At 64.9% G+C, this 24,248-nt stretch carries 22 protein-coding genes; 8 read left to right on the top strand and 14 right to left on the bottom strand.

Annotation, left to right across the window (positions count from 1 at the left end):
* Positions 1 to 46 precede the first annotated feature (46 nt).
* From rsmG to BJ122_RS11430, 4 genes are read left to right on the top strand one after another with little or no spacing between them, the layout of a single operon-like run.
* Positions 47 to 778, top strand: coding sequence for a 16S rRNA (guanine(527)-N(7))-methyltransferase RsmG (gene rsmG / locus BJ122_RS11440; protein ID WP_110781145.1), 732 nt, complete (start codon positions 47 to 49; stop codon positions 776 to 778).
* Positions 775 to 1,629 carry a ParA family protein gene (locus BJ122_RS11435; protein WP_027278902.1) on the top strand — a complete coding sequence of 285 codons (855 nt, stop codon included), beginning with the start codon at positions 775 to 777 and terminating at the stop codon, positions 1,627 to 1,629. Before rsmG ends, BJ122_RS11435 begins: the two co-directional genes overlap by 4 nt.
* Before the next feature lie 26 nt (positions 1,630 to 1,655).
* On the top strand, positions 1,656 to 1,829 hold the full coding sequence (locus BJ122_RS19270) for a hypothetical protein (RefSeq protein ID WP_181418933.1): 174 nt from the start codon (positions 1,656 to 1,658) through the stop codon (positions 1,827 to 1,829).
* Between the two features lie 25 nt (positions 1,830 to 1,854).
* Positions 1,855 to 2,733 carry a ParB/RepB/Spo0J family partition protein gene (locus BJ122_RS11430; protein ID WP_110781144.1) on the top strand — a complete coding sequence of 293 codons (879 nt, stop codon included), beginning with the start codon at positions 1,855 to 1,857 and terminating at the stop codon, positions 2,731 to 2,733.
* A gap of 365 nt (positions 2,734 to 3,098) precedes the next feature.
* On the opposite strand, the gene holA is transcribed toward BJ122_RS11430, so the two are convergent.
* From holA to BJ122_RS11410, 4 genes are all read right to left on the bottom strand, one after another.
* Positions 3,099 to 4,127, bottom strand: a complete 1,029-nt coding sequence (holA, locus tag BJ122_RS11425) for a DNA polymerase III subunit delta (RefSeq protein WP_110781143.1) — start codon at positions 4,125 to 4,127, stop codon at positions 3,099 to 3,101.
* 1 nt (position 4,128) lies between these two features.
* On the bottom strand, positions 4,129 to 4,680 hold the full coding sequence (gene lptE, locus BJ122_RS11420) for an LPS assembly lipoprotein LptE (RefSeq protein WP_110781142.1): 552 nt from the start codon (positions 4,678 to 4,680) through the stop codon (positions 4,129 to 4,131).
* Positions 4,667 to 7,309, bottom strand: coding sequence for a leucine--tRNA ligase (leuS, locus tag BJ122_RS11415; protein ID WP_110781141.1), 2,643 nt, complete (start codon positions 7,307 to 7,309; stop codon positions 4,667 to 4,669). Before leuS ends, lptE begins: the two co-directional genes overlap by 14 nt.
* Positions 7,310 to 7,541: 232 nt before the next feature.
* Entirely contained in the window at positions 7,542 to 9,224 is a 1,683-nt protein-coding gene (locus BJ122_RS11410) for a sensor domain-containing diguanylate cyclase (RefSeq protein ID WP_110781140.1), read from the bottom strand.
* A gap of 183 nt (positions 9,225 to 9,407) precedes the next feature.
* Between BJ122_RS11410 and BJ122_RS11405 the strand changes: the two genes are divergently transcribed.
* Entirely contained in the window at positions 9,408 to 10,109 is a 702-nt protein-coding gene (locus BJ122_RS11405) for a YggS family pyridoxal phosphate-dependent enzyme (protein ID WP_110781139.1), read from the top strand.
* Between the two features lie 6 nt (positions 10,110 to 10,115).
* On the opposite strand, the gene BJ122_RS11400 is transcribed toward BJ122_RS11405, so the two are convergent.
* The gene (locus tag BJ122_RS11400) at positions 10,116 to 10,676 is read right to left on the bottom strand and encodes a L,D-transpeptidase family protein (protein WP_181418937.1); all 561 of its coding nucleotides are present in this window, start codon (positions 10,674 to 10,676) and stop codon (positions 10,116 to 10,118) included.
* A gap of 188 nt (positions 10,677 to 10,864) precedes the next feature.
* Here BJ122_RS11400 and BJ122_RS11395 point away from each other — a divergent pair, with 188 nt between their 5' ends.
* Complete coding sequence (locus BJ122_RS11395) at positions 10,865 to 11,548, top strand: response regulator transcription factor (protein ID WP_027278909.1); 684 nt, start codon at positions 10,865 to 10,867, stop codon at positions 11,546 to 11,548.
* 66 nt (positions 11,549 to 11,614) lie between these two features.
* Positions 11,615 to 12,061 carry a cyclic nucleotide-binding domain-containing protein gene (locus BJ122_RS11390; protein WP_110781138.1) on the top strand — a complete coding sequence of 149 codons (447 nt, stop codon included), beginning with the start codon at positions 11,615 to 11,617 and terminating at the stop codon, positions 12,059 to 12,061.
* Positions 12,062 to 12,258: 197 nt separating this feature from the next.
* On the opposite strand, the gene BJ122_RS11385 is transcribed toward BJ122_RS11390, so the two are convergent.
* From BJ122_RS11385 to tesB, 7 genes are all read right to left on the bottom strand, one after another.
* A complete protein-coding gene (locus BJ122_RS11385; RefSeq protein WP_110781137.1) occupies positions 12,259 to 13,071 on the bottom strand; it encodes an exodeoxyribonuclease III in 813 nt (270 codons plus the stop codon).
* A gap of 99 nt (positions 13,072 to 13,170) precedes the next feature.
* Positions 13,171 to 13,932 (bottom strand): outer membrane lipoprotein carrier protein LolA, encoded by a 762-nt coding sequence (locus tag BJ122_RS11380; RefSeq protein WP_110781162.1) that lies wholly within the window; start codon positions 13,930 to 13,932, stop codon positions 13,171 to 13,173.
* Positions 13,933 to 14,170: 238 nt separating this feature from the next.
* On the bottom strand, positions 14,171 to 16,642 hold the full coding sequence (locus tag BJ122_RS11375) for a DNA translocase FtsK (RefSeq protein ID WP_430694778.1): 2,472 nt from the start codon (positions 16,640 to 16,642) through the stop codon (positions 14,171 to 14,173).
* A gap of 2 nt (positions 16,643 to 16,644) precedes the next feature.
* Positions 16,645 to 17,877 (bottom strand): aminotransferase class I/II-fold pyridoxal phosphate-dependent enzyme, encoded by a 1,233-nt coding sequence (locus tag BJ122_RS11370; RefSeq protein WP_110781135.1) that lies wholly within the window; start codon positions 17,875 to 17,877, stop codon positions 16,645 to 16,647.
* Between the two features lie 291 nt (positions 17,878 to 18,168).
* On the bottom strand, positions 18,169 to 19,611 hold the full coding sequence (locus tag BJ122_RS11365; RefSeq protein ID WP_181418932.1) for an ammonium transporter: 1,443 nt from the start codon (positions 19,609 to 19,611) through the stop codon (positions 18,169 to 18,171).
* A 34-nt stretch (positions 19,612 to 19,645) separates the two neighbouring features.
* Entirely contained in the window at positions 19,646 to 19,984 is a 339-nt protein-coding gene (locus tag BJ122_RS11360) for a P-II family nitrogen regulator (RefSeq protein WP_027278916.1), read from the bottom strand.
* A 696-nt stretch (positions 19,985 to 20,680) separates the two neighbouring features.
* Entirely contained in the window at positions 20,681 to 21,556 is an 876-nt protein-coding gene (tesB, locus tag BJ122_RS11355) for an acyl-CoA thioesterase II (protein WP_110781161.1), read from the bottom strand.
* A 166-nt stretch (positions 21,557 to 21,722) separates the two neighbouring features.
* Here tesB and BJ122_RS11350 point away from each other — a divergent pair, with 166 nt between their 5' ends.
* The gene (locus tag BJ122_RS11350) at positions 21,723 to 22,943 is read left to right on the top strand and encodes a ubiquinone biosynthesis hydroxylase (RefSeq protein WP_110781133.1); all 1,221 of its coding nucleotides are present in this window, start codon (positions 21,723 to 21,725) and stop codon (positions 22,941 to 22,943) included.
* Between the two features lie 20 nt (positions 22,944 to 22,963).
* Here BJ122_RS11350 and BJ122_RS11345 read toward each other — a convergent pair whose 3' ends face one another.
* Both BJ122_RS11345 and BJ122_RS11340 read right to left on the bottom strand, forming a co-directional pair.
* The gene (locus BJ122_RS11345) at positions 22,964 to 23,950 is read right to left on the bottom strand and encodes an alpha/beta hydrolase (RefSeq protein ID WP_245407702.1); all 987 of its coding nucleotides are present in this window, start codon (positions 23,948 to 23,950) and stop codon (positions 22,964 to 22,966) included.
* On the bottom strand, positions 23,951 to 24,151 hold the full coding sequence (locus tag BJ122_RS11340) for a Trm112 family protein (protein ID WP_110781131.1): 201 nt from the start codon (positions 24,149 to 24,151) through the stop codon (positions 23,951 to 23,953).
* Positions 24,152 to 24,248: the final 97 nt, after the last annotated feature.

Here is a 24,248-nt window from a genome sequence, read left to right as displayed (position 1 = left end):
GCGCGGGGCTATCACCACCCGATAACGGCTCATGGACTCATGCCGGATGGCTTCCCGATCACAAATGGACTCTTTGGCGCCCGCTCTGGCGGCCGATAAGGCTGCCGCGCTGCGCCTCACCCCTGTTTCACGTGAAACAGAGGCACGGCTCGACGCCTATGTCGAACTGCTGTTGCAGTGGCAGGCTAAAACCAATCTGGTGGCGCCCTCGACGCTGCCGCAGCTCTGGACCCGGCACATCGCCGACTCGCTGCAGCTGGCGGCGCTGGCGCCGACCGCCCGGACCTGGCTCGATATCGGCTCTGGCGGCGGCTTCCCGGGCGTGGTGCTGGCTTGTGTGCTGGCCGAGCGGGGCGGAACGGTGCTGCTGGTCGAGCGGATCGCCAAAAAAGCCGCGTTTTTGCGCGAGGCCTTGCGCGTTTCCGGCGGCGCCGGCCAAGTTATCCTCGCGGACATCGGGGATTGTGTGGATAGTTTGCCGCAGCCGCTCGATTGTATCACCGCGCGTGCGGTTGCTCCGTTACATCAGCTGATCGGGTTCGCGGAACCCCTGCTGCGGCCCGGCGCCAAGGCCTTGTTTCTCAAGGGCCAGGATGTCGACGCCGAATTGACCGAGGCAGCCCGTTATTGGAAACTGCAACCTCGGTTGCACGCCAGCCTGACCGGCGGACAGGGCTGGATCGTTGAAATCGACCGCATCGAGCGGCTGGAACAGTCCGCATCGGCTTCTGTCGCGCCGAAATCTGCCGCGACCGGCTCTGTTGGAACTGGCGAATGACCGTGATCGATCAAATCTATCAAGGCGATAAGGATGACAAGCGCGCTGGGCAGCCGCGCATCATCGCGCTCGCCAACCAGAAGGGCGGCGTCGGCAAGACCACCACCGCGATCAATCTCGGCACCGCGCTGGCCGCGATTGGTGAGCGGGTGCTGATCATCGACCTCGATCCGCAAGGCAACGCCTCGACTGGGCTCGGCATCGACCGCCGCAACCGCAATTATTCCACCTATGACGTGCTGATCGGCGAAGTCGGGCTGCGCGAGGCGGTGATCGCCACCGCGGTGCCGCGGCTGTCGATCGCGCCGTCGACCATGGACCTGTCCGGCCTGGAATTGGAACTCGGCAATGCCCGCGACCGCGCCTTCCGCCTGCGCGACGCCATTGCCGGTCTCAATCACAATGCCCAGCCGCCGGCCGACTATACCTATGTGCTGATCGACTGCCCGCCGTCGCTGAATTTGCTGACCGTGAATGCGATGGCGGCGTCGGACGCGATCCTGGTGCCGCTGCAGTGCGAGTTTTTCGCGCTGGAAGGTCTGTCGCAGCTGCTGCAGACCGTGGAACAGGTGCGCTCGACCCTGAACCCGGATCTCACCATCCATGGCATCGTGCTGACCATGTTCGACAGCCGTAACAATCTGTCGAACCAGGTGGTCGCCGATGTCCGGCAGTTCATGGGCAAGAAGGTGTACGACACCATGATCCCGCGCAACGTGCGGATCTCGGAAGCGCCGAGCTATGGCAAGCCCGTGCTGGTCTATGACCTGAAATGCACCGGCAGCGAAGCCTATCTGCGGCTGGCGACCGAAGTGATCCAGCGCGAGCGCGAATTGCGCACCACCCACTGATCCAATCTTTAGCACAGCGAGGCCCCATGGACCGCACCGCCAAGTGTTCGCCGTTGCGCGCGCAGCGCGCCACCACGGACCGACCGGACCTCGATTGTTTTGTGCTGTCGCTGCTGGCGCTGACGCCGTCGGTCCGGGGCATGGCCGGCAAGGCGCCGAGTTCGTCCAGCCCGTGCGATGATCGCCGAGCAGCGGAGTAGCGCCGTGAATCCAAGGGAGTTGGCAATGGCCGATGAGCAACGTTCGCGGCTGGGCCGCGGCCTGGCGAGCCTGATTGGCGATGTCGGCGGCGAGGCGGCGCATACCGAGCGGCCGCGCGCGCAGCGCAAGGTGCCGATCGAGTTTCTAAAACCCAATCCGCGCAATCCGCGTCGCACTTTTGCCGATGCTGAGCTCGCCGAGCTGTCGGACTCGATCAAGCAGCATGGCATCATTCAGCCGATCGTGGTGCGGCCGGTGAAGGGCTCGCAGGATCGCTACGAGATCATCGCCGGCGAACGGCGCTGGCGCGCGGCGCAGCGCGCCGGTCTGCATGAAGTGCCGATCGTGCCGGTGGAAGTGTCCGACGCCCATGCGCTCGAGATCGCGATCATCGAGAACGTGCAGCGCGAAGACCTCAACCCAATGGAAGAGGCGCTCGGCTATCACGCGCTCGCCGAGGATTTCAAACACAGCCAGGAAGAGATCGCAAAAATCGTCGGCAAGAGCCGCAGCCACGTCGCCAATATGATGCGGCTGACCAAGCTGCCCGACGACGTGCAGGCGCTGATTGCGTCCGGCGAACTGAGCGCCGGTCACGCCCGCGCGCTGATCGGCGTGCCCGATCCGTCGGCGGCGGCCAAGCGCATCATCGCCGAAGGTCTCAATGTTCGTCAGACCGAGGCGCTCGCCCATGAGCAGGGCGTGCCGGAGCGGGCGCCGCAAAAGCCGCGCGCCGCCAAGGTCGCCAAGGACCCCGATACGCTGGCGCTGGAAAAGCGCGTCAGCGACGCGCTCGGCATGAAGGTCACGGTTGATGATCGCGACGGCGCCGGCACGGTTCAGATCCGCTACGCCGATCTCGATCAGCTCGATGAGATCGTGCGCCGGCTCGGCGAGGGCTGATCGCTCGGCGCTGCGACGATTCTGAAACGTCGTTGTAAAACAATAGCTTAATAAAATGCCCGCGCCGGTCGCGGGCATTGTCGTTTGGGCAGGCATTGTCGTTTCGAACCAATGGCGATTACCACATTTGGCCGGGCTTGGTCCCGTCTGTCCATGTCTCTGATCTTGCTGCACTTTCAAGACGTGGATGCCCGCGACAAAGCGCGGGCATGACGGGTCAGTGGTAGGCGCTGGTAAAAGCGCGACTCAGTATTCGAGACGTCATGGCCGGGCTCGTCCCGGCCATCTACGTCTTTGTTTCTGAACGACTTTTACGACGTGAACATCCAAACGCGGGTCTGACGGTCATTGGTACGACCGGACGGTCAGCCGCGACGCCGTGCATTGACCGCGATCGACAGCATGGCGCGCTGCGCGATCACCGCGGCGAGCGCCGATTGCTTGCGGCTCTCCAGCGTGGCGCTGGCGAGCTGATCGATCACCTGCACTAGCCGGGCCGCGGTCCAGGCGCGCAGCGCCGTCTCCACTTGTGCCTTGCGTGAAAAATGCAGGCGCGGAAAACCACTCTCAATTGCAACTGACGGCGGCGTCCCTTGATCAACGGCCAGCGCGGCCTTGTGCAGCAAGGTCGCTTGCCGCAGCGCCGCCGACAGGATCAGCCCCGGATAGGTGCCGGCATTGAGCGCCTTGGTGAATTCGGTTTCGACCTGCGGCGGTTTGCCGGCAAACGCGAAATCGACCACCGGATCGAGTTTGAGATCGGAGGCATCGGAGACGCAGGCGATCACGTCATCGAGCGTGATCTCGCCCTGGCCATGGGCATAGAGCGTCAGCTTGCGCAGTTCATTGCGCGAGCTTTGCCGGTCGCCGCCGAGCAGCGAGGTCAGAATCGCGCGGGCATCCGAGGCGATCCGCAGATTGGCGATCCGCAATTCCTCGTCGATCAATTGGCCGAGCGCGCGCGCATCATCGAGATAACAGCCGATCGCGACCGCGGTTTTGGCGCGCTCGCAGGTTTTGCGTAGCGCGGCGTCGGGGCGCAGATCGCCGGCCTCGATCACGATCCGGCAATCCTTGATGGCGGCTTCCGTCAGCGCTTCGACGCTGGCGACAAAACTGCGCGAACCGGCACGGACTCTGATCGCGCGCCGGCCGCCGAACATCGGAATGGTCAGCGCTTCATCGACCAGACGCGACGGCTCGGCGGCGATGTCATCGCCGTCCAGTCGCACCAAGGAAAATGGATCATCGGGATTGTCGACCGCCGAGCGAATCAGCGCTTCGGCACGTTCGCGCACCAAGCCGGCATCGGCGCCGTACAGCAGAATGATCGGCCGGGCAGCGTCCGGCCGGGCAAGATAGGCGTCGACTTCTTTTCCGCGCAGCGCGACCAAGTCACATGCCGGCGTAGAAGAACGACGCCATCCGGGTCTGGATGTTTTCGGCGATCTCCTGCGCGGCGCGGTCTTCGGCGTCGCGGAACGCACGTGAGCGCGCGAAGCGTTGGGTCTGACCGGGCACGTCATAGGAGACGCGGGCAAACGTGTTGCCGGACATCACCACCTTGTCGGTCGCCGAATCCTTCAGCACGTAGCTGGCATCGATACCGTAGTTCTCGATGGTCGGCAGCGCGGTGTTGGGATCGACGATCAGCGACGACCGGGTTTGGGTCAGCCGAATTTCCAGCCGATGGGTCGGCGCCATACCGGTGGCGCTGCCATACAGCTTGAACATCAGCGCGTTGCGCACTTCCTGGCCGACCCGCGCGATACGGGCCGCGTTCGGCGCGGCGATCGGTGCCACTTCAACGCCCTGCAGCTTTTCGCGCAACGCCGGCTGGCCGTCGGTGCGCGTCGCATACATCGGTTGGAAGCAGCCGCCGGTCAGCGCCGCCAGGGTCATCACCGCAAAGAGCCGGGCGGCGATGCGGCCTTTAGCCCACGACATTCACGATCCTTTGCGGAACGACGATGATTTTGCGAACGGGTTTGCCGTCCAGCGCCTGTTTTACTGCATCAAGGGCCAAAACGGCAGCCTCAATTTGCGGATTATCCGCATCCCGCGGCACCGTGACCTCTGCACGCTTCTTACCGTTGACCTGCACCGGCAGCGTGATGCTGTCCTTGACCAGCAGCGCCGGTTCGACCGCAGGCCAGGGCGCTTCCGATACCAGACCGGGCTGGCCAAGCGCTTCCCAGCACTCTTCGGCCAGATGCGGCATCATCGGCGACACCAGCTGCACCAGGACGATCGCGGCTTCGCGAATCGCCCAGGCCAGATCGGGCGTCGGGGTGCTGGCCTTGCCGAGCGTGTCGGTCAGGTTGTTGGCGAATTCGCGGATATGAGCGAGGCAGACATTGAAATGCAGCCGCTCGATGCCGCTCGTCACCTTGTCGAGCGCGCCATGGGCCGATTTGCGCAAGGCGAGAGCCTCGGCGCCGAATTCAGCCGGACGGTCGGCCGGAGCCGAGCCGGCGATCGCCACTGATTCGTTGACCAAGCGCCACAGCCGCTGCACGAAGCGCGAGGCGCCCTTGACGCCTTCCTCGCTCCAGATCACGTCGCGGTCCGGCGGCGAATCCGACAGCATGAACCAGCGTGCGGTGTCGGCGCCGTAGGTGCCGATGATGTCGTCGGGGTCGACCGTGTTGCGCTTCGACTTCGACATCTTCTCGATCGGGCCGATCTCGACCGGGGTCTGGCCATCGAGCAGCACGGCGCGGCGGCGGTCGCCGTCGGCGGTGATCATCACCTCGGCCGGCGAGACAAAGCCGCCATCGGGCTTGCGATAGGTCTCGTGCACCACCATGCCCTGGGTGAACATGCCGGCGAACGGCTCGGGCATGCTGACATGGCCGGTGGCCTGCATCGCGCGCATGAAGAACCGGCTGTACAGCAGGTGCAAAATCGCGTGCTCGACGCCGCCGATATATTGGTCGACCGGCATCATGCGGTTGGCGACCTCCGGGGTGGTCGGCGCGTCTTCGTTCCACGGATCGGTGAAGCGGGCGAAATACCAGGACGAATCGACAAAAGTGTCCATGGTGTCGGTTTCGCGCTGCGCCTTGCCGCCGCATTGCGGGCAGCTGACGTGCTTCCAGCTCGGATGGTGGTCGAGCGCGTTGCCCGGCTTGTCGAAAGTCACATCCTCGGGCAGCGTCACCGGCAGGTCGGTGGCCGGCACCGGCACCACGCCGCAGCTCGGGCAATGGATGATCGGGATCGGGCAGCCCCAATAGCGCTGCCGGGAGATGCCCCAGTCACGCAGCCGGAAATTCACCTTGCGCTCGCCAACCGGCGCTTGCTCGCCGCTACCCGGCAGCGCGCGCAGCTCGGCTTCGAGGCGCTTGGCGACTTCTTCCTTGGCCTCGGCGATGGTCATGCCGTCCAGGAAGCGTGAATTGATCATGCGGCCATCGCCATCAAAGGCGGTGTCGGTGATCACGAAGCTCGCCGGGTCCTGGCCCTCGGGGCAGACCACCGGCGTGTTGCCGAGATTGTATTTGTTGACGAAATCGAGGTCGCGCTGGTCATGCGCCGGGCAGCCGAAGATCGCGCCGGTGCCATATTCCATGAGAACGAAGTTCGCCACATAGACCGGCAGCTGCCATTCCGGATCGAACGGATGCACCGCGCGGATGCCGGTATCGACGCCGAGCTTTTCGGCGGTGTCGATATCGGCCTGGGCGGTGCCGCGCCGTTTGCACTCGTCGACGAACGCCTTGACCTTGGGGTCCTTGGCGGCCGCGGCCTGCGCCAGCGGATGGTCGGCGGCGATCGCCATGAATTTCGCGCCGAACAACGTGTCCGGGCGGGTGGTGAAGATCTTCAGCTCGGTCTCGCCCTGCGGCGTGGTGGCGCTATCGAGCGCAAAGCGGATCAACAGGCCTTCCGAACGGCCGATCCAATTGCGCTGCATCAGCCGCACCTTGTCGGGCCAGCGGTCGAGCGTATCGAGCGCGTCGAGCAGGTCCTGGGCGTATTTGGTGATCTTGAGCACCCACTGGCTCATCTCGCGCTGTTCGACCACCGCGCCGGAGCGCCAGCCGCGGCCGTCGATCACCTGCTCATTGGCGAGCACGGTCATATCGACCGGGTCCCAATTGACCTTGCGCTTTTCCCGCTCGACCAGACCGGCGCGCAGGAAGTCCAAGAACATCTTCTGCTGATGCTTGTAATACGACGGGTCGCAGGTCGCGAATTCGCGCGCCCAATCCAGCGACAGACCCATGGTCTGCAGCTGCTTTTTCATCGCCGCGATATTGTCGTAGGTCCACGCCTTCGGCGCCACCTTGCGTTCGATCGCGGCGTTTTCCGCCGGCAGGCCGAACGCATCCCAGCCCATCGGGTGCAGCACATTAAAGCCGCGCGCGCGCATGGCCCGCGCCACCACGTCGCCCATGGTGTAGTTGCGGACGTGGCCCATATGGATGCGCCCCGACGGATAGGGGAACATCTCGAGCACGTAATATTTCGGCCGCGGGTCGTCGTTCCTGGTGGCGAAAATCTTCAGTTCGTCCCAACGGCGCTGCCATTTCGGCTCGGATTCGCGGGCGTTGTAGCGTTCGGAGGTCATTTGCGATTCAGGGGACGGCCGGCCGGTTCGGGCTCGTGATCTGATGGCACAGGGCGCGCGAAAGAGGTCGCAAACCGGTGCTCGCTCTGTCTTCGCTTCGCGCGTGAGGTCGGGGACTAGGCCACAAAAGCTGGTGGCCGGTCAATGGCTTGGAACAAGTCCGGCGGCTTTCTTGGGTCAGCCGGTTCCAATCGGCCGCAAGGCGGCCGGTCGGCGGCCTAGCACGTCAGCTTCAGCTCGCGAGCGCGACGCCGGTTTGCTCGAATGACGGCGGCAGGCCGTGTTCGGCGACCGCGTTACGGCCGCGGTGTTTGGCGGTGTAGAGCGCGGCGTCGGCCGCTTCGAGCAGGTCGCGCGGCGAGCCGGAACTGCTCGGATAAGCACCGGCGACGCCGATACTGATGGTGACGTGCTGGAACGGGCTGGTGCGGTGGGGAATCGCCAGTTCCTCGATCGCGGCGCGCAGCCGGTTGCCGACCTCAAGGCCACGGTCGATCTCGGTATGCGGCAGCAGCAGACAGAACTCCTCGCCGCCGTAGCGGGCCGCGAAGCCATTGGCATCATTGGCGATCATCGCCAGGGTGGCGCCGATCTGGCTGATGCAGGCATCGCCTTCCGGATGACCATAAGTGTCATTGAACGGCTTGAAATGATCGACGTCGATCATCAGCAGCACCAAAGCGGTCTCGGTCTGCTCGGCCTTCATCCATTCGAAATCGAGCCGGCTTTGGAAGCCGCGGCGGTTGGCGAGCCCCGACAGCACGTCGATCGAGGCCATCACCGTGAGGCGGTTGTTGATCGCCACCAGGCCGCGCTCGCGCTCGGCGAGCCGCGCCGCCATGGCGTTGAAGGCGCGCGCCAGCGGCACGAATTCAGCCGGCAGCCGCTTGTGTTCCACCCGGGCCGACCAATTGCCGTGCCCGAATTTGCCGGCTACGTCGGTGAGCATGTTGATGGGCCGCACGATCAGCCGTTCGGCGGCGAACAGCGCGCCGATCAGCGCGATCAAACACACCAGCGCCAATTGCAGATAGGCGTTGCGGATCGCGCCGTTGATCTGCGCCGACACTTCGCTTTCGTCGATGCTGACCACCAGCCGCGCCGTGGTGCCGCTGATCGGCGCGTACAGCACCGCACGGCTGCTGCCACGCTGATTGATCTCCAATGGCGGCAGTTCGGAGCTGGAATAGTCGCCTTCCGCCACGCCGTTCGGCGTTTCCGAAAACCGTTTGCCGACCCATTCCACCTTGTCGGGTGTCGAGGCCAGTACAATGCCGTGCCGGTCGACCAATGCCGCGGTGACGCCGGGGCGGCCGCCGAGGTTCGACATCACCCCCGACATCCAGTCGAGGTTGAGGCCGGCGATAATCACGGTCTCATCGCCCGGCGAGATCGCCGACACCGGATAGGCGGCCAGGATCGTGCCCTTGTTGGAGCGCTGGCCGACCATGAAGTCGCTCACGACGAAGTCGTTGGTTTCCTTCGCCTTCTGGAAATAGGGCCGGTCGCGGATCACGGTGCCGAGGAAGCTCGACGAGGTTGAGCAGCGCACCACGCCGTCTTTGTCGGCGGCCATCAGCATCCGGATCGAGGGCAGATCAACGCGCAGACTGGCGCGCATCGTCGCGCAGCTACGGCCGATCTCGGCCGCCGAGGCATGGATATAGGCCGATGATTTCAGCACCGCCTCGACCGAGGAGATGATCTCGCGCTGCGCGGCGGCGGAATGCTGCGCCAGACTCTGCAGCTCGCTCGATGCCGAAGCAATTTCCTTGGCGCGCTCGCCTTCAAGCGAACGCACCCGCTCCAACATCAAAGGCACAACCAGAATCATGGTGAGCAGCACCAGGCGAGCCTTGATGCCGTAAATACCCTTGAGTCTTGCGCGTTGCCGGTGGAAACCGATGCGTGACATCCGTTCGTCCCTCTCCCCGTAGTCACGCTAAGGGAAGAGGGCTCAAGAAGGCTTTCTGGAATTCGCTAAAATGCGATCGATCCAGTACAATTACCAAGGTCATGAACGATTGGTCGCGATCGCGCGTCGTCGGCAAGGCCAGCTTCACCATGTTCGTCATCACAATTCTGGAGCGATCGCGCGATGATCGATGATTCTGCCTGTGGGCTTGCTGCCGTCGAGCAAGAGATCGCCAGAGCCTGTGCCGACGCGAGGCGCGAGCGCAGCGAAGTGACGCTGATTGCGGTATCCAAGACGTTTTTCGCCGACGCCATCACGCCGGTGCTGGCCGCCGGGCAGCGTCATTTCGGCGAGAACCGGGTGCAGGAGGCCAAGTCGAAATGGCCGGCGCTGCGTCAGTCCCATCCGGAAACCACGCTGCATCTGATCGGGCCGCTGCAATCCAATAAGGCCAAGGATGCGGTGGCGCTGTTCGACGCCATCCATTCGGTCGATCGCGACAGCCTGTGTCAGGCACTCGCCAAGGAACTGCCGCAGCAGGACCGGCTGATCGAGTTGTTCGTGCAGCTCAACACCGGCGAGGAGCCGCAAAAGGCCGGCATCGCTCCGGCCGAGGCCGACGATTTCATCCGGCGCTGCCGCGAGCAGTATGGCCTTGTGATCTCCGGGCTGATGTGTATCCCGCCGGTCGATCAGGCGCCGGCGCCGCATTTCGCGCTGACCGCGAAGATCGCCAAGCGTAATGGCCTGACCAAGCTGTCGATGGGCATGAGCGCGGATTTCGCGATCGCGATCCAGTTCGGCGCCACCCATGTCCGGGTCGGCTCGGCGATCTTCGGCCATCGCCCGGCCGCTGCGGCGCCGACGGCGACGCCTGCGGCCTGACCCGGCTCAGCCGATCACGATCTGGGTGCGCGGGCCGATCCGCCGCAGCAATTGCTGCATCGCGCTTTTGCGCATCGCGATGCAGCCGGCGGTCGGCCCGAAATTGTCACGCGCCAGATGCACGAACACCGCGCTGCCGCGGCCGGCGACCCGCGGCCGCTGGTTGTGGTCGATTTCGATAATATAATCATAGAGATGATCATCGCGGCGCAGCCGGTCGCCGCTCTGGCCGGGCTGCAGCGTGATCGGCTGATTATAATGTCGGTCGGCGGGGTCCTCGCACCAGCCATCGCGGGGCGTGATGGCGCGCACCGGCAGCTTGGTGGCGGGCCGCGGCGCCCGGTCCGCTCGCCACCACAGCCGCAGCGGCCGGAACCGACCGAGCGGGGTGCCGCCGTCGCCCTCGCGCTTATTGGCGCGGATACCGCCGCGGCCAAGCGCCACCGGAATCGTCAGCGTTCCGCAGCTCAGCCAGCCGCGGCTGCGGTTACCGGCCGCCGCCCGCACCACAATCTGCGGCGTCGCCGCCGCGCGCCGCCGGGGTTTGGCGCGGGTTTGCAGTTTCATCATCATTCACCGGTCCGAAAGCTGTTCCGAACGCTCACAGGGACGTAAATTTCGTCGCAGCACAGTTCACTTCTGCGGTAACTGTTCCTATCTGCATTCGATAACCCAGCGCTTTCCAGCTTGGGAGCGCATTCATGGCCGGTCAGCCGTCATGGGTGCGTCTCCAGGCCCCGCCTAGAGGACCGACAATGCCGAACGCACGCAAGATCCTGATCGTGGATGACGACACTGATCTGCGCGAGGCGCTGGTCGAGCAATTGTCTCTGCATGAAGAGTTCAAGGCGTCGGCGGTCGACACCGGCGCCAAGGGCGTGCATGCCGCCAAGTCGGAAGCGCCCGACCTGGTGCTGATGGATGTCGGCCTGCCCGACACCGATGGCCGCGAAGTGGTGCGCAGCCTGCGCAAGGGCGGCTTCAAGGCGCCGATCATCATGCTGACCGGCCACGACACCGAATCCGACACCATTTTGGGGCTGGAATCCGGCGCCAATGACTATGTGGTCAAGCCGTTCCGGTTCGCGGTGCTGCTGGCGCGGATTCGCGCGCAGCTGCGCCAGCACGAAGCCAGCGAGGACGCGGTGTTCACCGTCGGGCCGTACAGCTTCCGCCCCGGCTCCAAGATGCTGACCACCAACACCAAGAAGGTGCGGCTGACCGAGAAGGAAACCGCGATCCTGCGATTCCTGTATCGCTCGGGGCTGATGCCGGTGTCGCGTGAGACCCTGCTGCAGGAGGTGTGGGGCTACAATTCCGGCGTCACCACCCACACGCTGGAGACCCACATCTATCGCCTCCGCCAAAAGATTGAGCGCGATGCCGCCAATCCGGAGATCCTGGTCACCGAAGCCGGTGGATACAAGTTGGTGCCGTGATACGATTCGGCCGACGATTCGTTACTGTGTGGCGAATTCTGAAAGGGTACGACCAGCCGGTCTTGCATGTCGATTGAAGAAGATGTTGCGCTGTTGGAGCGCGTCCCGACGCTGCAATTGTTGGGCGAGGCTTCGCTGCGCATGCTTGCGATCGGCTCGGAGCAAAAAGTGCTGGCGCGCGGCGACGTGCTGTTCAAAGCCGGCGATCCGTCCGACGCCGGCTATGTGGTGCAGCGCGGCCTGGTGCGGATCAGCGATGATGACGGCAGCCATGTCATTCTCGCCGAACCGGGCACCCTGATCGGCGAACTGGCACTCTTGGTGCCGTTGCCGCGGCCCGCGACCGCGATCGCCGAGGAATATTCCGTGGTGGTGCGGATCGGACGCAGCCTGTTTCAGCGGGTGCTGGAAGCCGACCCGGCGGCGGCCCGGCGGCTGCGTGACGCCTTTGCCGATCGCACCAGCCAGATCGCCAGCGAAATCCTCACCGCCGGCGCCAAGCTCGGCTCGTAGCAGCGGCCATCAACGGCTCTCACGTGTCATGGCCGGGCTCGTCCCGGCCATCCACGTCTTTGAACTTGCTCTGCTTTTAAGGCGTGGATACCCGCGACAAGCGCGGGCATGCCAGGTCATCGCGGCGTAGCACGGCAAGTAGCCCCGCGATCCGCAGTCGTTTGAGACTTCCGCCGAAGCATCGCTGACGTTGTGTCTTACAGCTCAAGCACCGTGGTCACCGGCACGTGGTCGCTCGGCCGCTCCCAGCTACGGGCATCGCGCAAAATCGAAAAATCCTGCACGCTGCCGCGCAGCGCCGGTGACACCCAGATGTGGTCGAGCCGACGGCCGCGATTGCCGACCGTCCAGTCGGCGGCGCGATAGCTCCACCACGTATAGACCTTCTGATCGAGCGGGATGCGGTCGCGCGCGACGTCGATCCAGTTGCCGTGCTGCTGCGCGGCCAGCAGCTTTTCGCATTCGATCGGAGTATGCGACACCACCTTGAGCAGTTGCTTGTGTGACCAGACGTCGTGCTCATGCGGCGCGACGTTGAGATCGCCGACCAGAATGTGCCGTTGATCACCTTGCGGATGCAGCGGCGCGCACTCGCGGATCTCATCGAGAAATGACAGCTTGTGCGCGAATTTCGGATTGAGCTCGGGATCGGGCACATCGCCGCCGGCCGGCACATAGAAATTGTGTAGCAGCAGCGGCGCCTTGGTCGATTCCGCGGCGAACGACACCGAGATGTGCCGCGAATCGAGATTGTCGCAGAACGATCGGATTTCCGTGCTGGCAAAGGGCAGCTTCGAGATCACCGCGACGCCGTGATAACCCTTCTGGCCGTTGAGCGCGATGTGCTCATAGCCGAGCCGGCGAAACTGTTTGAGCGGAAAGGCATCGTCGGGGCATTTGGTTTCCTGCAGGCACAGCACGTCGGGCTGTTGAACCTTCAGAAACTTCGCCACCAGGTCGATGCGCAGCCGCACCGAGTTGATATTCCAGGTCGAGAGCGTGAAGCGCATGACAATCTGCAGGAGACGGCGCGCGGCAAGCACGCTGAGCGGCGCAAAAACGTTTGCGCGGCTCGGATCGGTCTCGAGGGTGTGAGGACCGAAGCGGTGCTAGCCAGGCGGCGTCGCGTAGTTGGTGAAGTCGATCTTGAACATCGACGGGTCGGGCTTTCTGGTGGTGTCGAGATTATAGACCGCCACGGTGGTGTCGTAACCCTGCGGGTCGGTGACGGTCCACTGTTTGAGCTGGCCGTCCTTGGTGCCGATCATCAAGAGTAAGCGACTGGTGCCGACCATCACCTGCTTCTCTTCGATCACCACCGAGATGTACAGCTCATCGGCGGTGACGCTGACCACATTGGTGTCGCGCAAAAGATCGATGCGGTCGGACAAAAGATAGCGCAGCGGCGTCTGCGACAGCGGATAGATGTCCTGGGTCGCGAGCTTGCGATCGCGCACCGCGACTGAGGAGCCGTCGGCGACGATCGCGATCGGCGAGGGCTCGTCATATTCGAAACGCACCTTGCCGGGCTTCTGAATATAGAAGTCGCCTTTGGTGCGGCTACCATCCGGGCCGACCTGCACGAAATTGCCGACCAGGGTCTGCAGCGACGACAGATAGGCGCTGACGCGCGCGGCCTGCGCCTTCTGGGTGCTGTCGAAAGTGGTGAACAGGCTGGAGGGCGAGTGCCGCCGCGGATCGGGAATCACCGGCTCCGGCGGCACGGCGCTGCTGCTTCCGGTCACGGCCGGTGCGGCGCGCGGCGCCGGCGCGGCATGGGCGGCGCCAGCGGTCGAAAATTGCAGATCGTCGCGTGCTTTCGGCGCCGGCTTGGGCACCGGCACGTTTTCGGCCGCGGCCGGCGCCAGCATCAGCCCGAGCGTCAGCCCCGCGGCCAGCGTCAAACGCCAGGCGCCGCCGGTTCGGGCCGGCACGGCGCGGCCCGCGCCGCAATCGCTGATGGTCAGATCGCTGTTCAAAATCCGGTCCTGTTCAACGGCGACGCATGCTGCGCCAGAGATCTCCCGCCGAGCCGCTACGGCAATGCTGTGGCGATTTCGGGACTGCGCCCCCGGAGGAGATATCGACGCCATCACTGAACCCGCCTTGTCAGAACCCGCCGTCGTCTTCAGCGATCAAGATTTCACGTTTGCCGGCATGGTTGGCTTGGCCGACGATGCCCTCTTGTTCCATGCGTTCCATCAACGACGCGGCGCGGTTATAGCCGATCTGCAGCCGGCGCTGAATATAACTGGTGGAGGCTTTGCGGTCGCGTTTCACAATCGCGACAGCCTGGCTGAACAGGTCGCCATCGCCGCCGCCGCCCATGCCGGTGGAATCGAACACCGCGCCGTCTTCCTCGCCCGGTTCTTCGGCGGTGACCGCCTCGAGATATTCCGGCGAGCCTTGCGACTTCAGGTGTTTGACGACCTTCTCGACTTCCTCGTCCGACACGAACGGGCCGTGCACGCGCGAGATCCGACCGCCGCCGGCCATATAGAGCATGTCGCCCTGGCCGAGCAGCTGTTCGGCGCCCATCTCGCCCAAAATGGTGCGGCTGTCGATCTTCGAGGTCACCTGGAAGGAGATGCGGGTCGGGAAGTTGGCCTTGATGGTGCCGGTGATGACGTCGACCGACGGCCGCTGCGTTGCCAGGATCACGTGCAGACCGGCGGCGCGCGCCATCTGCGCGAGCCGCTGCACCGCGCCTTCGATGTCTTTGCCGGCGACCATCATCAGGTCGGCCATTTCGTCGACGATGATGACGATATAGGGCAGCGGCTCCAGATCGAGCTTTTCTTCCTCGTAGATCGCCTTGCCGGTCTCCTTGTCGAAGCCGGTATGCACGGTGCGGGTCAGTTCCTCGCCGCGCGCTTTGGCTTCGCCGAGCCGGTTGTTGTAGCCGTCGATGTTGCGCACGCCGAGCTTGGCCATCTTCTTGTAGCGCTCTTCCATCTCGCGCACGGCCCATTTCAGCGCGACGACGGCCTTCTTCGGATCGGTGACCACCGGGGTTAGCAGATGCGGAATGCCGTCATAGACCGACAATTCCAGCATCTTCGGATCGACCATGATCAGCCGGCACTGATCGGGGCGCAGCCGATAGACCAGGCTGAGAATCATGGTGTTGATCGCCACCGATTTACCGGAGCCGGTGGTACCGGCGATCAGCAGATGCGGCATGCGCGCCAGATCGACGATGATCGATTCGCCGCCGATGTTCTTGCCGAGGCACAGCGGCAGCTTGTGCACCGTCTCATTGCTGTCCTTCATGCTCAGCAATTCGCGCAGGTACACTTTTTCGCGATGCGGATTGGGCAGCTCGATGCCGATCGCGTTGCGACCCGGCACCACCGCGACGCGCGCCGACAGCGCGCTCATCGAACGGGCGATGTCGTCGGCGAGGCCGATCACGCGCGATGATTTGATGCCCGGTGCGGGCTCGAGTTCGTACAGCGTCACCACCGGGCCGGGATGCGCCTTGATGATTTCGCCGCGCACGCCGAAATCCTGCAGCACGCCTTCCAGCGCGCGCGAATTGGTCTCGAGCTCGGTCTTGCTGAGCGGCTGGCGATCGGCGGCGCGCGGCGCAGTCAGCACCGACACCGGCGGCAGCTCGAACCGGCTGGCCGGCTTGCGGGCCGGCTGGCGCGAGCTGGCCTTCTTGCGCGGCGCCCGCACCACCGGCGGCTCGTCGTCCTCTTCGTCCTCCGGCTCGAAATCGGGCTCGTCCGGCTCCTCGTCCAGGCCGCGCGGATCGTCGGCCTGCGGCGCGATCGACGGGCTCGGGCGCATGCCCAGCACCGGCTCCTGGCGCTCGAAGCTGGCGGCGCGGCCGGTCGGCGCGCTCGACACCAGCGCGCGGTACCCAAGTGTTGCCAATCGAGTCACCCGCGCCTTCAGGCTCATCGCGGCATGGACCACCCAGCCGAGCAGCGCCGAGCCGCCGTCGCGGTCGTCGTCGAGCTCGAGCGGCGCGTCGTCGGTCTCGATCGGGGTCGGTTCCGGCTCGCGGGCGCCAAAACCGCAGGCGACCAGGAAGCAGCCGACCATGGCGACGGCGAAAATGCTGCCGAGCACGACCCGGTACAAAAAGCCCGGCGGGCCGAACACCACCGCCGGCGCGCGCACCAACGCATCGCCAACCACGCCGCCGATGCCGGTCGGCAGCGGCCAGGTTCCGACCGTCGGGAAGCAGCTTGCGAGGCCAGAGGCGATCGCAGTGCCGAGAATCCAGGCCGCGATCCGCAGTGCCTCGCGGTCGAACGGCCGGTGCATCATCATGCGCCAGCCCCACACCGCCACGGTCAGCACGGTCATGATCGCGCCGAGCCCGAGGATCTGCATGGCGAGATCGGCGCCGATCGCGCCGGGATAGCCGAGGAAATTGTTGATCTTGCGCGAGGTGGCGTGGCTGAGGCTGGGGTCCTGCACTGACCAGCTCATCAGTGCGGCCGCGGCGGCGATCGCCGCCCCGATCAGGCCAAGGCCCGCCAGTTCGCGCAGCCGGCGCGCCAGCATCTCGCGAATGCTGTGCGGCAGGTGGGCGACCAGTGGAATGACCCGCTCCATCGTGGCCATCCTCACCGCGCTTCCGTGCGATCGAGCACTTGCACCATGCGCAGCAGCGCTTGCTCGGTGGTGGCGGGGTCCTGGACCATCGCCACCCGGATATAGCCGGCGCCGGGATTGCGGCCGTCGGCCTGGGCGCGCGCCAGATAGCTGCCCGGCACCACGCGCACGCCGCCTTCCTTGAACAGCCGCACGGTGGCGACCTCATCACCGCCTTGCGCTGACACATCGAGCCACAGGCAGAAGCCGCCGGCCGGCCGGCGATAGCCGTAGCGCGTGCCGAGGATCTGATCGGCGAGGTCGAATTTCTGCCGGTACAGACGGCGGTTCTCTTCGACATGGCTCTCGTCGCCATAGGCGGCGATCGCGACATGCTGCAGCGGCATCGGCACCTGCGGCGCCGCGACGTTCCGCAACTCGTGAAAAACGCTAAGAAATTTGCGATCGCCCGCGGCAAAGCCGACCCGCAGGCCGGGCAGGTTGGAGCGCTTGGACAGCGACTGGAACGCGACCACCTGGGCGAAATCGGGCCCGGCGACTTCCAGCATGCTGCCCGGCGGCTCGCCGGTATAGATTTCCGAATAGCATTCGTCGGCCAGCACCATGAAGCCGTGGCGGTCGGCGAGCGCCTTCAGCCGCACGAAATAGTCCCGCGAGGCGACCGCGCCCTGCGGATTGGCCGGCGAGGCCAGATAGAGCGCCACCGTGCGCTCCAGCGTCGCGGCGTCGAGCGCGGCGAGGTCGGGCAGAAAACCGGAGGCGGCAGTGGTCGGCATGAACACCGGCTCGCAGCCGGCGGCACGGGCGCCGGCGCCATAGGCCGGATAGAACGGATTGGGCAGCAGGATCGCGGGCGGGCCATTGCGCGGCGGCACGTAGCGCACCGCGGCCAGCGCCGCCAGAAACAGCCCTTCGCGGCTGCCATTGAGCACCAGCACTTCGCTGTCCGGGTCAACGGGCCGCGGCAGGGCGAAGCGGCGGCCAAGCCAGGCCGCTGCGGTCTGGCGGAACGGCTCGATGCCCTTGGCCATCGGATAGCGGCCGAATTCGGCAATGTGCCGCGCCAGCACCTCGCCGACGAATGGCGGCAGCGCATGCTGCGGCTCGCCGAGCGACAGGTTGATCAGCGGCAGGCCGGGCTGATGCGGCGCCAACAGCTCGGTGAGCCGAGCGAAGGGTGAGCGTTCGTCGCCGGATGGGCTGCCGGCCCCCTGCGCAACGCGGGATGAAGCGATCATAACCATCAGGAAGCGCCAGCACTTTTCACGGGCGTCGATCGCTCGCGGATCGAGCGGAAACGGATCAGATCACCATAGATAGGGCGAGGTTAAGACGCGATTAACCATCGGTGCCCAGCTGCGCACCGAACCGTTGCGGCAGTCCCGGGGGCGGGCCCTCAAGTCGCATCGAAAAAGTGCCGGACAAAGAACCGGACAAGAAAAAGGGCCCCAGCTTGCGCTGGAGCCCTGCTCCGGGTTGGACGTTTGCCGGGTCGTTGTCCGATCCGGAGCTACCGGCGGAGGCCGGTAAGCTGGTTACATGTTGTAGGCACGCTCGGTGTGCTCGACGAGGTCGAGGCCTTCGCGCTCCACTTCGACGGTCGCCCGCAGGCCGACGATCAGATCGACAACCTTGTAGATGATCGCCGAACCGATGCCCGACAGCAGCAGCGTCACACCGACGCCCCAGGACTGCGAGATCAGCTGAGTCACCATGTCGTACTCAGCGATCTTGCCGGTGGCGTAGTCCATGACGCCGGTACCACCGAGCGCCGGGTTGACCACGATGCCGGTGCCGATCGCGCCGACGATGCCGCCGATGCAGTGCACGCCGAACACGTCGAGCGAGTCGTCATACTTCAGCGCATTCTTCACGACCGTACAGAAGAACAGGCAGACCACGCCGGCGATCAGGCCGAGCACGATCGCGCCCATCGGACCGGAGAAGCCTGCGGCCGGGGTCACTGCGACCAGACCAGCGACCGCACCCGACAGCACGCCGAGCACCGAGGGATGACCCTTGATGATCCATTCGGCGAACATCCAGGACAGCGCCGCGGCGGCGGTGGCAACGAACGAGTTGGTCATGGCCAGCGCCGCACCACCCGAAGCTTCGAGGTTCGAACCGGCGTTGAAACCGAACCAACCAATCCACAGCAGCGAGGTGCCGATCATGGTCATGGTCAGCGAGTGCGGTGCCATCAGCTCACGGCCGTAGCCGAGACGCTTACCAACCAACAGCGCGCCCATCAGGCCGGCGATACCAGCGTTGATGTGCACCACGGTGCCGCCTGCGAAGTCGAGCGCGCCCTTCTTGAACAGGAAGCCGGCGTCGGCGTTGATCGCGTCAAGCGCAGCCTGGGCCTGAGCCTTGGCGGCTTCGTCGGTCGCAGCGGCGAGTGCCTTGGCAGCGGCGTCGATCGCATCCGGGCCCGGCCAGTACCAGACCATGTGCGCCATCGGCAGGTAGATCAGCGTGATCCACAGCGGCATGAACAAAGCCACCGCGGCAAAGCGGGTGCGTTCGGCGAAGGCGCCGACGATCAGCGACGCGGTAATGGCGCAGAACGTCGCCTGGAAGCAGATGTAAATCAGCTCCGAGATGTTGGCGTCGACGCTGAAGGTCGCGACCTTCGAGTCGGTGGTGACGCCCATCAGGAACGCCTTGGAGAAGCCGCCGATGAAGTCGGAACCGCCGGTGAAGGCGAGACTGTAGCCGTACAGCACCCAGATCAGGATCGCGACGCAGACCGTGTAGAAAATCTGCGCCAGCACCGACAGCATGTTCTTGGAACGAACCAGGCCGCCATAGAACAGCGCCAGGCCGGGGATGATCATCAGCAGGACCAGGATGGTCGAGGTCATCATCCAGGCGTTGTCGCCCTTGTTGACGGTTGGCTCGGCGTAGGCGGCGGTCGCTGCAAACAGGCTGCCTGCAAGCACAGCTAATCCCGCGCCGTTGGGACGTGTGAACGTCATGTGTAATACTCCTGAGTGATTGGTGAGCGCGAAATCACAGGGCTGCCGTATCGGACTCGCCGGTGCGGATGCGCACGGCATGGTCGAGGCCGATCACGAAGATCTTGCCGTCGCCGATCTGGCCGGTTTTCGCTGCGGAAGTGATGGCTTCGATGGTCTTGTCGACTTGATTGGAAGCGACCGCGACCTCGATCTTGATCTTGGGCAGGAAGCTCACCGCATATTCGGCGCCGCGGTAAATTTCCGTGTGGCCCTTCTGTCGGCCATAACCCTTGACTTCAGTGACAGTCAGGCCGTGCACGCCGATCGCGGTCAACGCATCACGGACTTCTTCCAACTTGAATGGCTTGATGATCGCCATAACTATCTTCATGGGTCTATCCCCGCTTGGGCCCGGCCGATACATGACCGGGCGATCTCGACTGAGGTTCACCACGCGGAGTCTCACTACGCGGGCCAGCCATCGCCCCTAGAATCAAATGGCGTGCCAGACCGGCGAAAATGCCTAACGATTTATGATTGCGGGTTTTTTCGGGCTTGAGGGGCGGTTGCGTGCCAGGGGGGCAACAACTCCGCCTAGTTATTAGTCATCCGTGCCCGCGCAGTGGGCGGCAATGCGTTCATCATCGCTAACTGCCTAGCAAGCGAGCAGAGACATCCTTGCTACTTCGCTACCATCGCAGTGCAGGTGCGCCGGCTTGGCGTGGTGATCAGCGCATTTGCCTTGCTGCTGGGCTGAGATCGCGCACCGATTGGCCGATCAGTGTTGGCAGTCACCACTTGATCGCGGCGCATCTTGCGACAGCGCAACTAACCGTGCGATCCGCGCCGCGGAACGCGAGCCGGGACTCACTTCGCTCGACAACGCTATATCCACGCGTCTTGGCCGGGCTCGTCCCGGCCATCCACGTCTTTGATGCTGCACGGCTTGCAATTTGGGGCTGCCCGCCTCGCGCCAAGCGCGGGCAGCACGGGGTCTGTCGCCGCGATTGCCCGAGCGGGGCAGATCGTCATGGCAATGGGAAGCGCCCGCGATCGTGCGCGGGCGTGGGTCCGTGACAGCCGCAGCTTAGCCCGCGGGTTGTTCCTTGCGCTCGCGCAGCGAGCCTTCCTGCGCCACCGAAGCGACCAGCGTGCCGTCGGCCCGGAAGATCTGACCGCGGGTCAGGCCACGGCCGCCCTGCGCGCTCGGCGAGTCCTGCGCGTACAGCAGCCATTCGTCGGCGCGGAACGGCCGGTGGAACCACATGGCGTGGTCGAGGCTGGCCGGCATCATGCGCTTGTCGAACAGCGTGCGGCCATAGCGCGCCATCGCGGCGTCGAGCAGCGAGAAGTCGGAGGCATAGGCCAGCGCGCACATGTGCAGCGCCGGATCATCGGGCAGCCGCGCCGCGGTGCGGATCCAGACATGCATGCGGCCGTCCGGAATTTTCTGGCCGAAGTAACGGCTGAGCTCGACCGGGCGCAGTTCGATCGGCCGGTCGGATTCGTAATAGCGCCGGATGAAGTCCGGCATTTCCTTGAAGAACGGCTGCTTGATGATCTCTTCGCCGCTCAATTTTTCGGGCGGCGGCACATCCGGCATCTTGTCTTGATGGTCGAACGCGGTGTCTTCCTCGACGTGGAACGACATCATCAGCGTGAAAATCGCCTGACCATGCTGAATGGCGGTGACGCGGCGGGTGGTGTAGCTGCGGCCGTCGCGAAGCCGTTCGACCTGATAGATGATCGGGATCTGCGGGTCGCCCGGCAGGATGAAATAACAATGTAGCGAATGCGGCAGCCGGGCTTCGACGGTGCGGCAGCCTGCGACCATGGCTTGACCGATCACCTGGCCGCCGAAAACGCGCTGCCACGAGGTTTTCGGGCTGGTTCCGCGAAATAAATTCTCCTCGAGCGGCTCGAGATCGAGGATCGAAATCAGGTCAATAAGGCTTTTCGACATCGGCATCCGTGGGCCTTCTGCTCAATTGGCGCACCCGGCGCGCGCGCGGGGAGGGCGGTTTCACAGGACCGTCGATGTCTGATAGAAGCGAACCAAGCACCGCCCCGCGCCTTAGGTGCTTGTTTCGCCCAGCTCCGTGCAACAGGCAAGAGTGAGACATATCAATATGACAGCATCGCGTGGCATTGTCATCGGAGGCGGCGCGTTCGCCGGCTTGGCGCTGGCGCTGGCGCTACGCCAGGGGCTTGGCCGAGAGGTCCCGGTGATCGTCGCCGATCCGGCCTTCGCGACGCGGCCGAGCCGCGACCCGCGCGCCACCGCAATTGTGGCGGCCTGCCGCCGGCTGTTCGAGGCGCTCGAGGTCTGGCCGCAAGTGGCGGAATCGGCGCAGCCGATCGTCGATATGGTGGTCACCGACAGTCAGCTCGAAGACGTCACCCGCCCGGTGTTTCTGACCTTCGCCGGTCCGGTGGTGCCCGGCGAGCCGTTCGCGCACATGGTCGAGAACCGCCATCTGATCGACGCCTTGATGCAGCGCGCCGAAGCCGAAGGCATCGATCTGCGCGCCACTGCGGTGACGTCCTACGACACAAGGCCGGAAGCGATTGCGGTGACGCTCGGCGATGGCAGCGTGATCGATGCCGCGCTGCTGGTCGCGGCCGACGGCGCCCGCTCCAAACTGCGCGAGCGCGCCGGCATTCCGACCTATGGCTGGGACTACGACCAATCCGGCATCGTGGTCACGGTCGGCCATGAGCGCGAGCACAATGGCTGCGCGGAAGAACATTTTCTGCCCGCCGGGCCGTTCGCGATCCTGCCGCTCACCGGCAAGCGCTCCTCCTTGGTGTGGACCGAAAGCCGCGCTGACGCGGCGCGCATCGCCGCGTTGCCGGAGCGCGAATTCCATCAGGAGCTGGAGCGGCGCTTTGGGCTGCGGCTCGGCGAATTGAAGGCGCTCGATCAGCCGCGCGCGTTTCCGCTCGGCTATTTCGTGGCGCGTGATTTCATCGCGCCGCGGCTGGCGCTGGTCGGCGATGCCGCCCACGTCATCCACCCGATCGCCGGGCAGGGCCTCAATCTCGGCCTCAAGGATGTCGCGGCGCTCGCCGAATGCGTGGTCGATGCCGCGCGGCTCGGGGTCGATTTCGGTCAGTTCAACGTGCTGGAGCGCTATCAGCGCTGGCGGCGGTTCGACACCATGGCGATGGGCGTGGCCACCAATTCGCTGAACCTGCTGTTCTCGAACCAGTCGCAGCTGCTGCGCAGCGTGCGCGACATCGGACTCGGCCTGGTCGACCGGCTGCCGCCGCTGAAAGAGCTGTTTATCCGTCAGGCCGCCGGGCTGACCGGCGAAGTGCCGCGGCTCTTGAAGGGCGAAGCGCTGTAGCAGACCGTCGCCGGCCGTCGTCATTGCCGGTCGGCGGTGATGAATGCCGCAATGGCGTCGACCAGCCCGTCCGCCAGCTCGCGCTCCGGCTGGGTGTACGAGGCGAGGTCGTCGTCATCGTCTCCGACCTCGACCAGCACGTGATTCATGCGCGGCAGCCATAATTGGCGCGCCGACGGCCGTGCAGCGGTCAGCTTCTCAAAATCCTGGCGATCGACCTGGCGGTCACGGCCACCGCCGACGATCAAGACAGGCTGTCCAAGCTCGGTCAGCGGCTTGATCGGATCCTCGGCAAACGCTGAAGCGAAAGCCGGCTGCATCGCAGCTGGAATCGACAGCCCCGGGGGTGGCGGATCCACGATGCGCCCGGCCATGATTGCGTCGATCGCTGCGGCGATGGGCGCGTAGGCGGGCGGTGCGAGCTGGCGTTGCAATTGCGCCTTTAAGAGATCTCCCTGGCGACGCCCGGCGGTGGTCAGCAGCACCACTCGAGCGACCGCGACGCGCTGCGCCGCAAGCATCGCCACCAGACCGCCTTCGCTGTGACCGATCACGGCGATCGATCCAAAGCGGCCGTCCTCGGTCACGAACCGCAGCAACGCCGCGGCGTCATCGACAAAATGGCTGAAGCGAAAACCCTCGAGCCGTCCGAATTCGCTTTTCCAGGGGCCGGCGCCGCGCTTGTCGTAGCGCAGGCTGGCGATCCCGCGCGCCGCCAATGCCGCGGCGAGCTTTTTCAGGGTTGCCGGTGACAGGCGCGGCCCGTTGCCGTCGCGATCGGTGGGGCCGGATCCGGCGATCAGCAGCGCAATCGGCTGCCGCGCGCCCTCGGGAAGGTGCAGCACCGCGTCGATGGCCCCAATCCGGACCACGCTCTCGCGCGCCTCAGCCACCGCAAGGGACGCGGACAGTGCAGCCATCAGCAGCGCGCCCCGCCAAAAGCGACTCGGCCTCGAGCAAAAGGACCAAGAGCAACTTGGCCAAGAGCGACCGGGCCAAGAACGCACTCAATCGAGCCTGCGCGCTTCTTCCGGCAGCATGATCGGAATGCCGTCGCGGATCGGATAAGCAAGCTTGGCGCGACGGGAAATCAGTTCCTGGCGCGCGGCGTCGAATTCGAGCGGGCCCTTGGTGATCGGGCAAACCAGGATATCGAGAAGCTTGCGATCGACGGCACCGGCGGCGCCATCGGAAGAGGTCGGGCTCATCACAACAGTCCAATAATTCCTTTGGGGTGAAACACTCTATAGCGATTTCGAGCAAAATGGCTGCCGGTCGGCGTCAAGAAAATGCGTCGGAAAGCCA

Origin of the sequence: Rhodopseudomonas faecalis, assembly GCF_003217325.1 — a bacterium.
Classification (GTDB): Bacteria; Pseudomonadota; Alphaproteobacteria; order Rhizobiales; family Xanthobacteraceae; genus Rhodopseudomonas; species Rhodopseudomonas faecalis.
Note: the sequence above shows the minus strand (reverse complement) of the source record. Positions and strands in the feature narration are given on the sequence as shown.

What these genes read in the sequence shown, in the direction of transcription:
- rsmG (WP_110781145.1), top strand. Translation starts at nt 47, where the DNA reads ATGGCTTCCCGATCACAAATGGACTCTTTGGCGCCCGCTCTGGCGGCC.
- BJ122_RS11435 (WP_027278902.1), top strand. Translation starts at nt 775, where the DNA reads ATGACCGTGATCGATCAAATCTATCAAGGCGATAAGGATGACAAGCGC.
- BJ122_RS19270 (WP_181418933.1), top strand. Translation starts at nt 1,656, where the DNA reads ATGGACCGCACCGCCAAGTGTTCGCCGTTGCGCGCGCAGCGCGCCACC.
- BJ122_RS11430 (WP_110781144.1), top strand. Translation starts at nt 1,855, where the DNA reads ATGGCCGATGAGCAACGTTCGCGGCTGGGCCGCGGCCTGGCGAGCCTG.
- lptE (WP_110781142.1), bottom strand. Translation starts at nt 4,680, where the DNA reads ATGTCGTGGGCTAAAGGCCGCATCGCCGCCCGGCTCTTTGCGGTGATG.
- leuS (WP_110781141.1), bottom strand. Translation starts at nt 7,309, where the DNA reads ATGACCTCCGAACGCTACAACGCCCGCGAATCCGAGCCGAAATGGCAG.
- BJ122_RS11410 (WP_110781140.1), bottom strand. Translation starts at nt 9,224, where the DNA reads ATGTCACGCATCGGTTTCCACCGGCAACGCGCAAGACTCAAGGGTATT.
- BJ122_RS11405 (WP_110781139.1), top strand. Translation starts at nt 9,408, where the DNA reads ATGATCGATGATTCTGCCTGTGGGCTTGCTGCCGTCGAGCAAGAGATC.
- BJ122_RS11400 (WP_181418937.1), bottom strand. Translation starts at nt 10,676, where the DNA reads ATGAAACTGCAAACCCGCGCCAAACCCCGGCGGCGCGCGGCGGCGACG.
- BJ122_RS11395 (WP_027278909.1), top strand. Translation starts at nt 10,865, where the DNA reads ATGCCGAACGCACGCAAGATCCTGATCGTGGATGACGACACTGATCTG.
- BJ122_RS11390 (WP_110781138.1), top strand. Translation starts at nt 11,615, where the DNA reads ATGTCGATTGAAGAAGATGTTGCGCTGTTGGAGCGCGTCCCGACGCTG.
- BJ122_RS11385 (WP_110781137.1), bottom strand. Translation starts at nt 13,071, where the DNA reads ATGCGCTTCACGCTCTCGACCTGGAATATCAACTCGGTGCGGCTGCGC.
- BJ122_RS11380 (WP_110781162.1), bottom strand. Translation starts at nt 13,932, where the DNA reads ATGCTGGCGCCGGCCGCGGCCGAAAACGTGCCGGTGCCCAAGCCGGCG.
- BJ122_RS11375 (WP_430694778.1), bottom strand. Translation starts at nt 16,642, where the DNA reads ATGGCCACGATGGAGCGGGTCATTCCACTGGTCGCCCACCTGCCGCAC.
- BJ122_RS11370 (WP_110781135.1), bottom strand. Translation starts at nt 17,877, where the DNA reads ATGGTTATGATCGCTTCATCCCGCGTTGCGCAGGGGGCCGGCAGCCCA.
- BJ122_RS11365 (WP_181418932.1), bottom strand. Translation starts at nt 19,611, where the DNA reads ATGACGTTCACACGTCCCAACGGCGCGGGATTAGCTGTGCTTGCAGGC.
- BJ122_RS11360 (WP_027278916.1), bottom strand. Translation starts at nt 19,984, where the DNA reads ATGAAGATAGTTATGGCGATCATCAAGCCATTCAAGTTGGAAGAAGTC.
- tesB (WP_110781161.1), bottom strand. Translation starts at nt 21,556, where the DNA reads ATGTCGAAAAGCCTTATTGACCTGATTTCGATCCTCGATCTCGAGCCG.
- BJ122_RS11350 (WP_110781133.1), top strand. Translation starts at nt 21,723, where the DNA reads ATGACAGCATCGCGTGGCATTGTCATCGGAGGCGGCGCGTTCGCCGGC.
- BJ122_RS11340 (WP_110781131.1), bottom strand. Translation starts at nt 24,151, where the DNA reads ATGAGCCCGACCTCTTCCGATGGCGCCGCCGGTGCCGTCGATCGCAAG.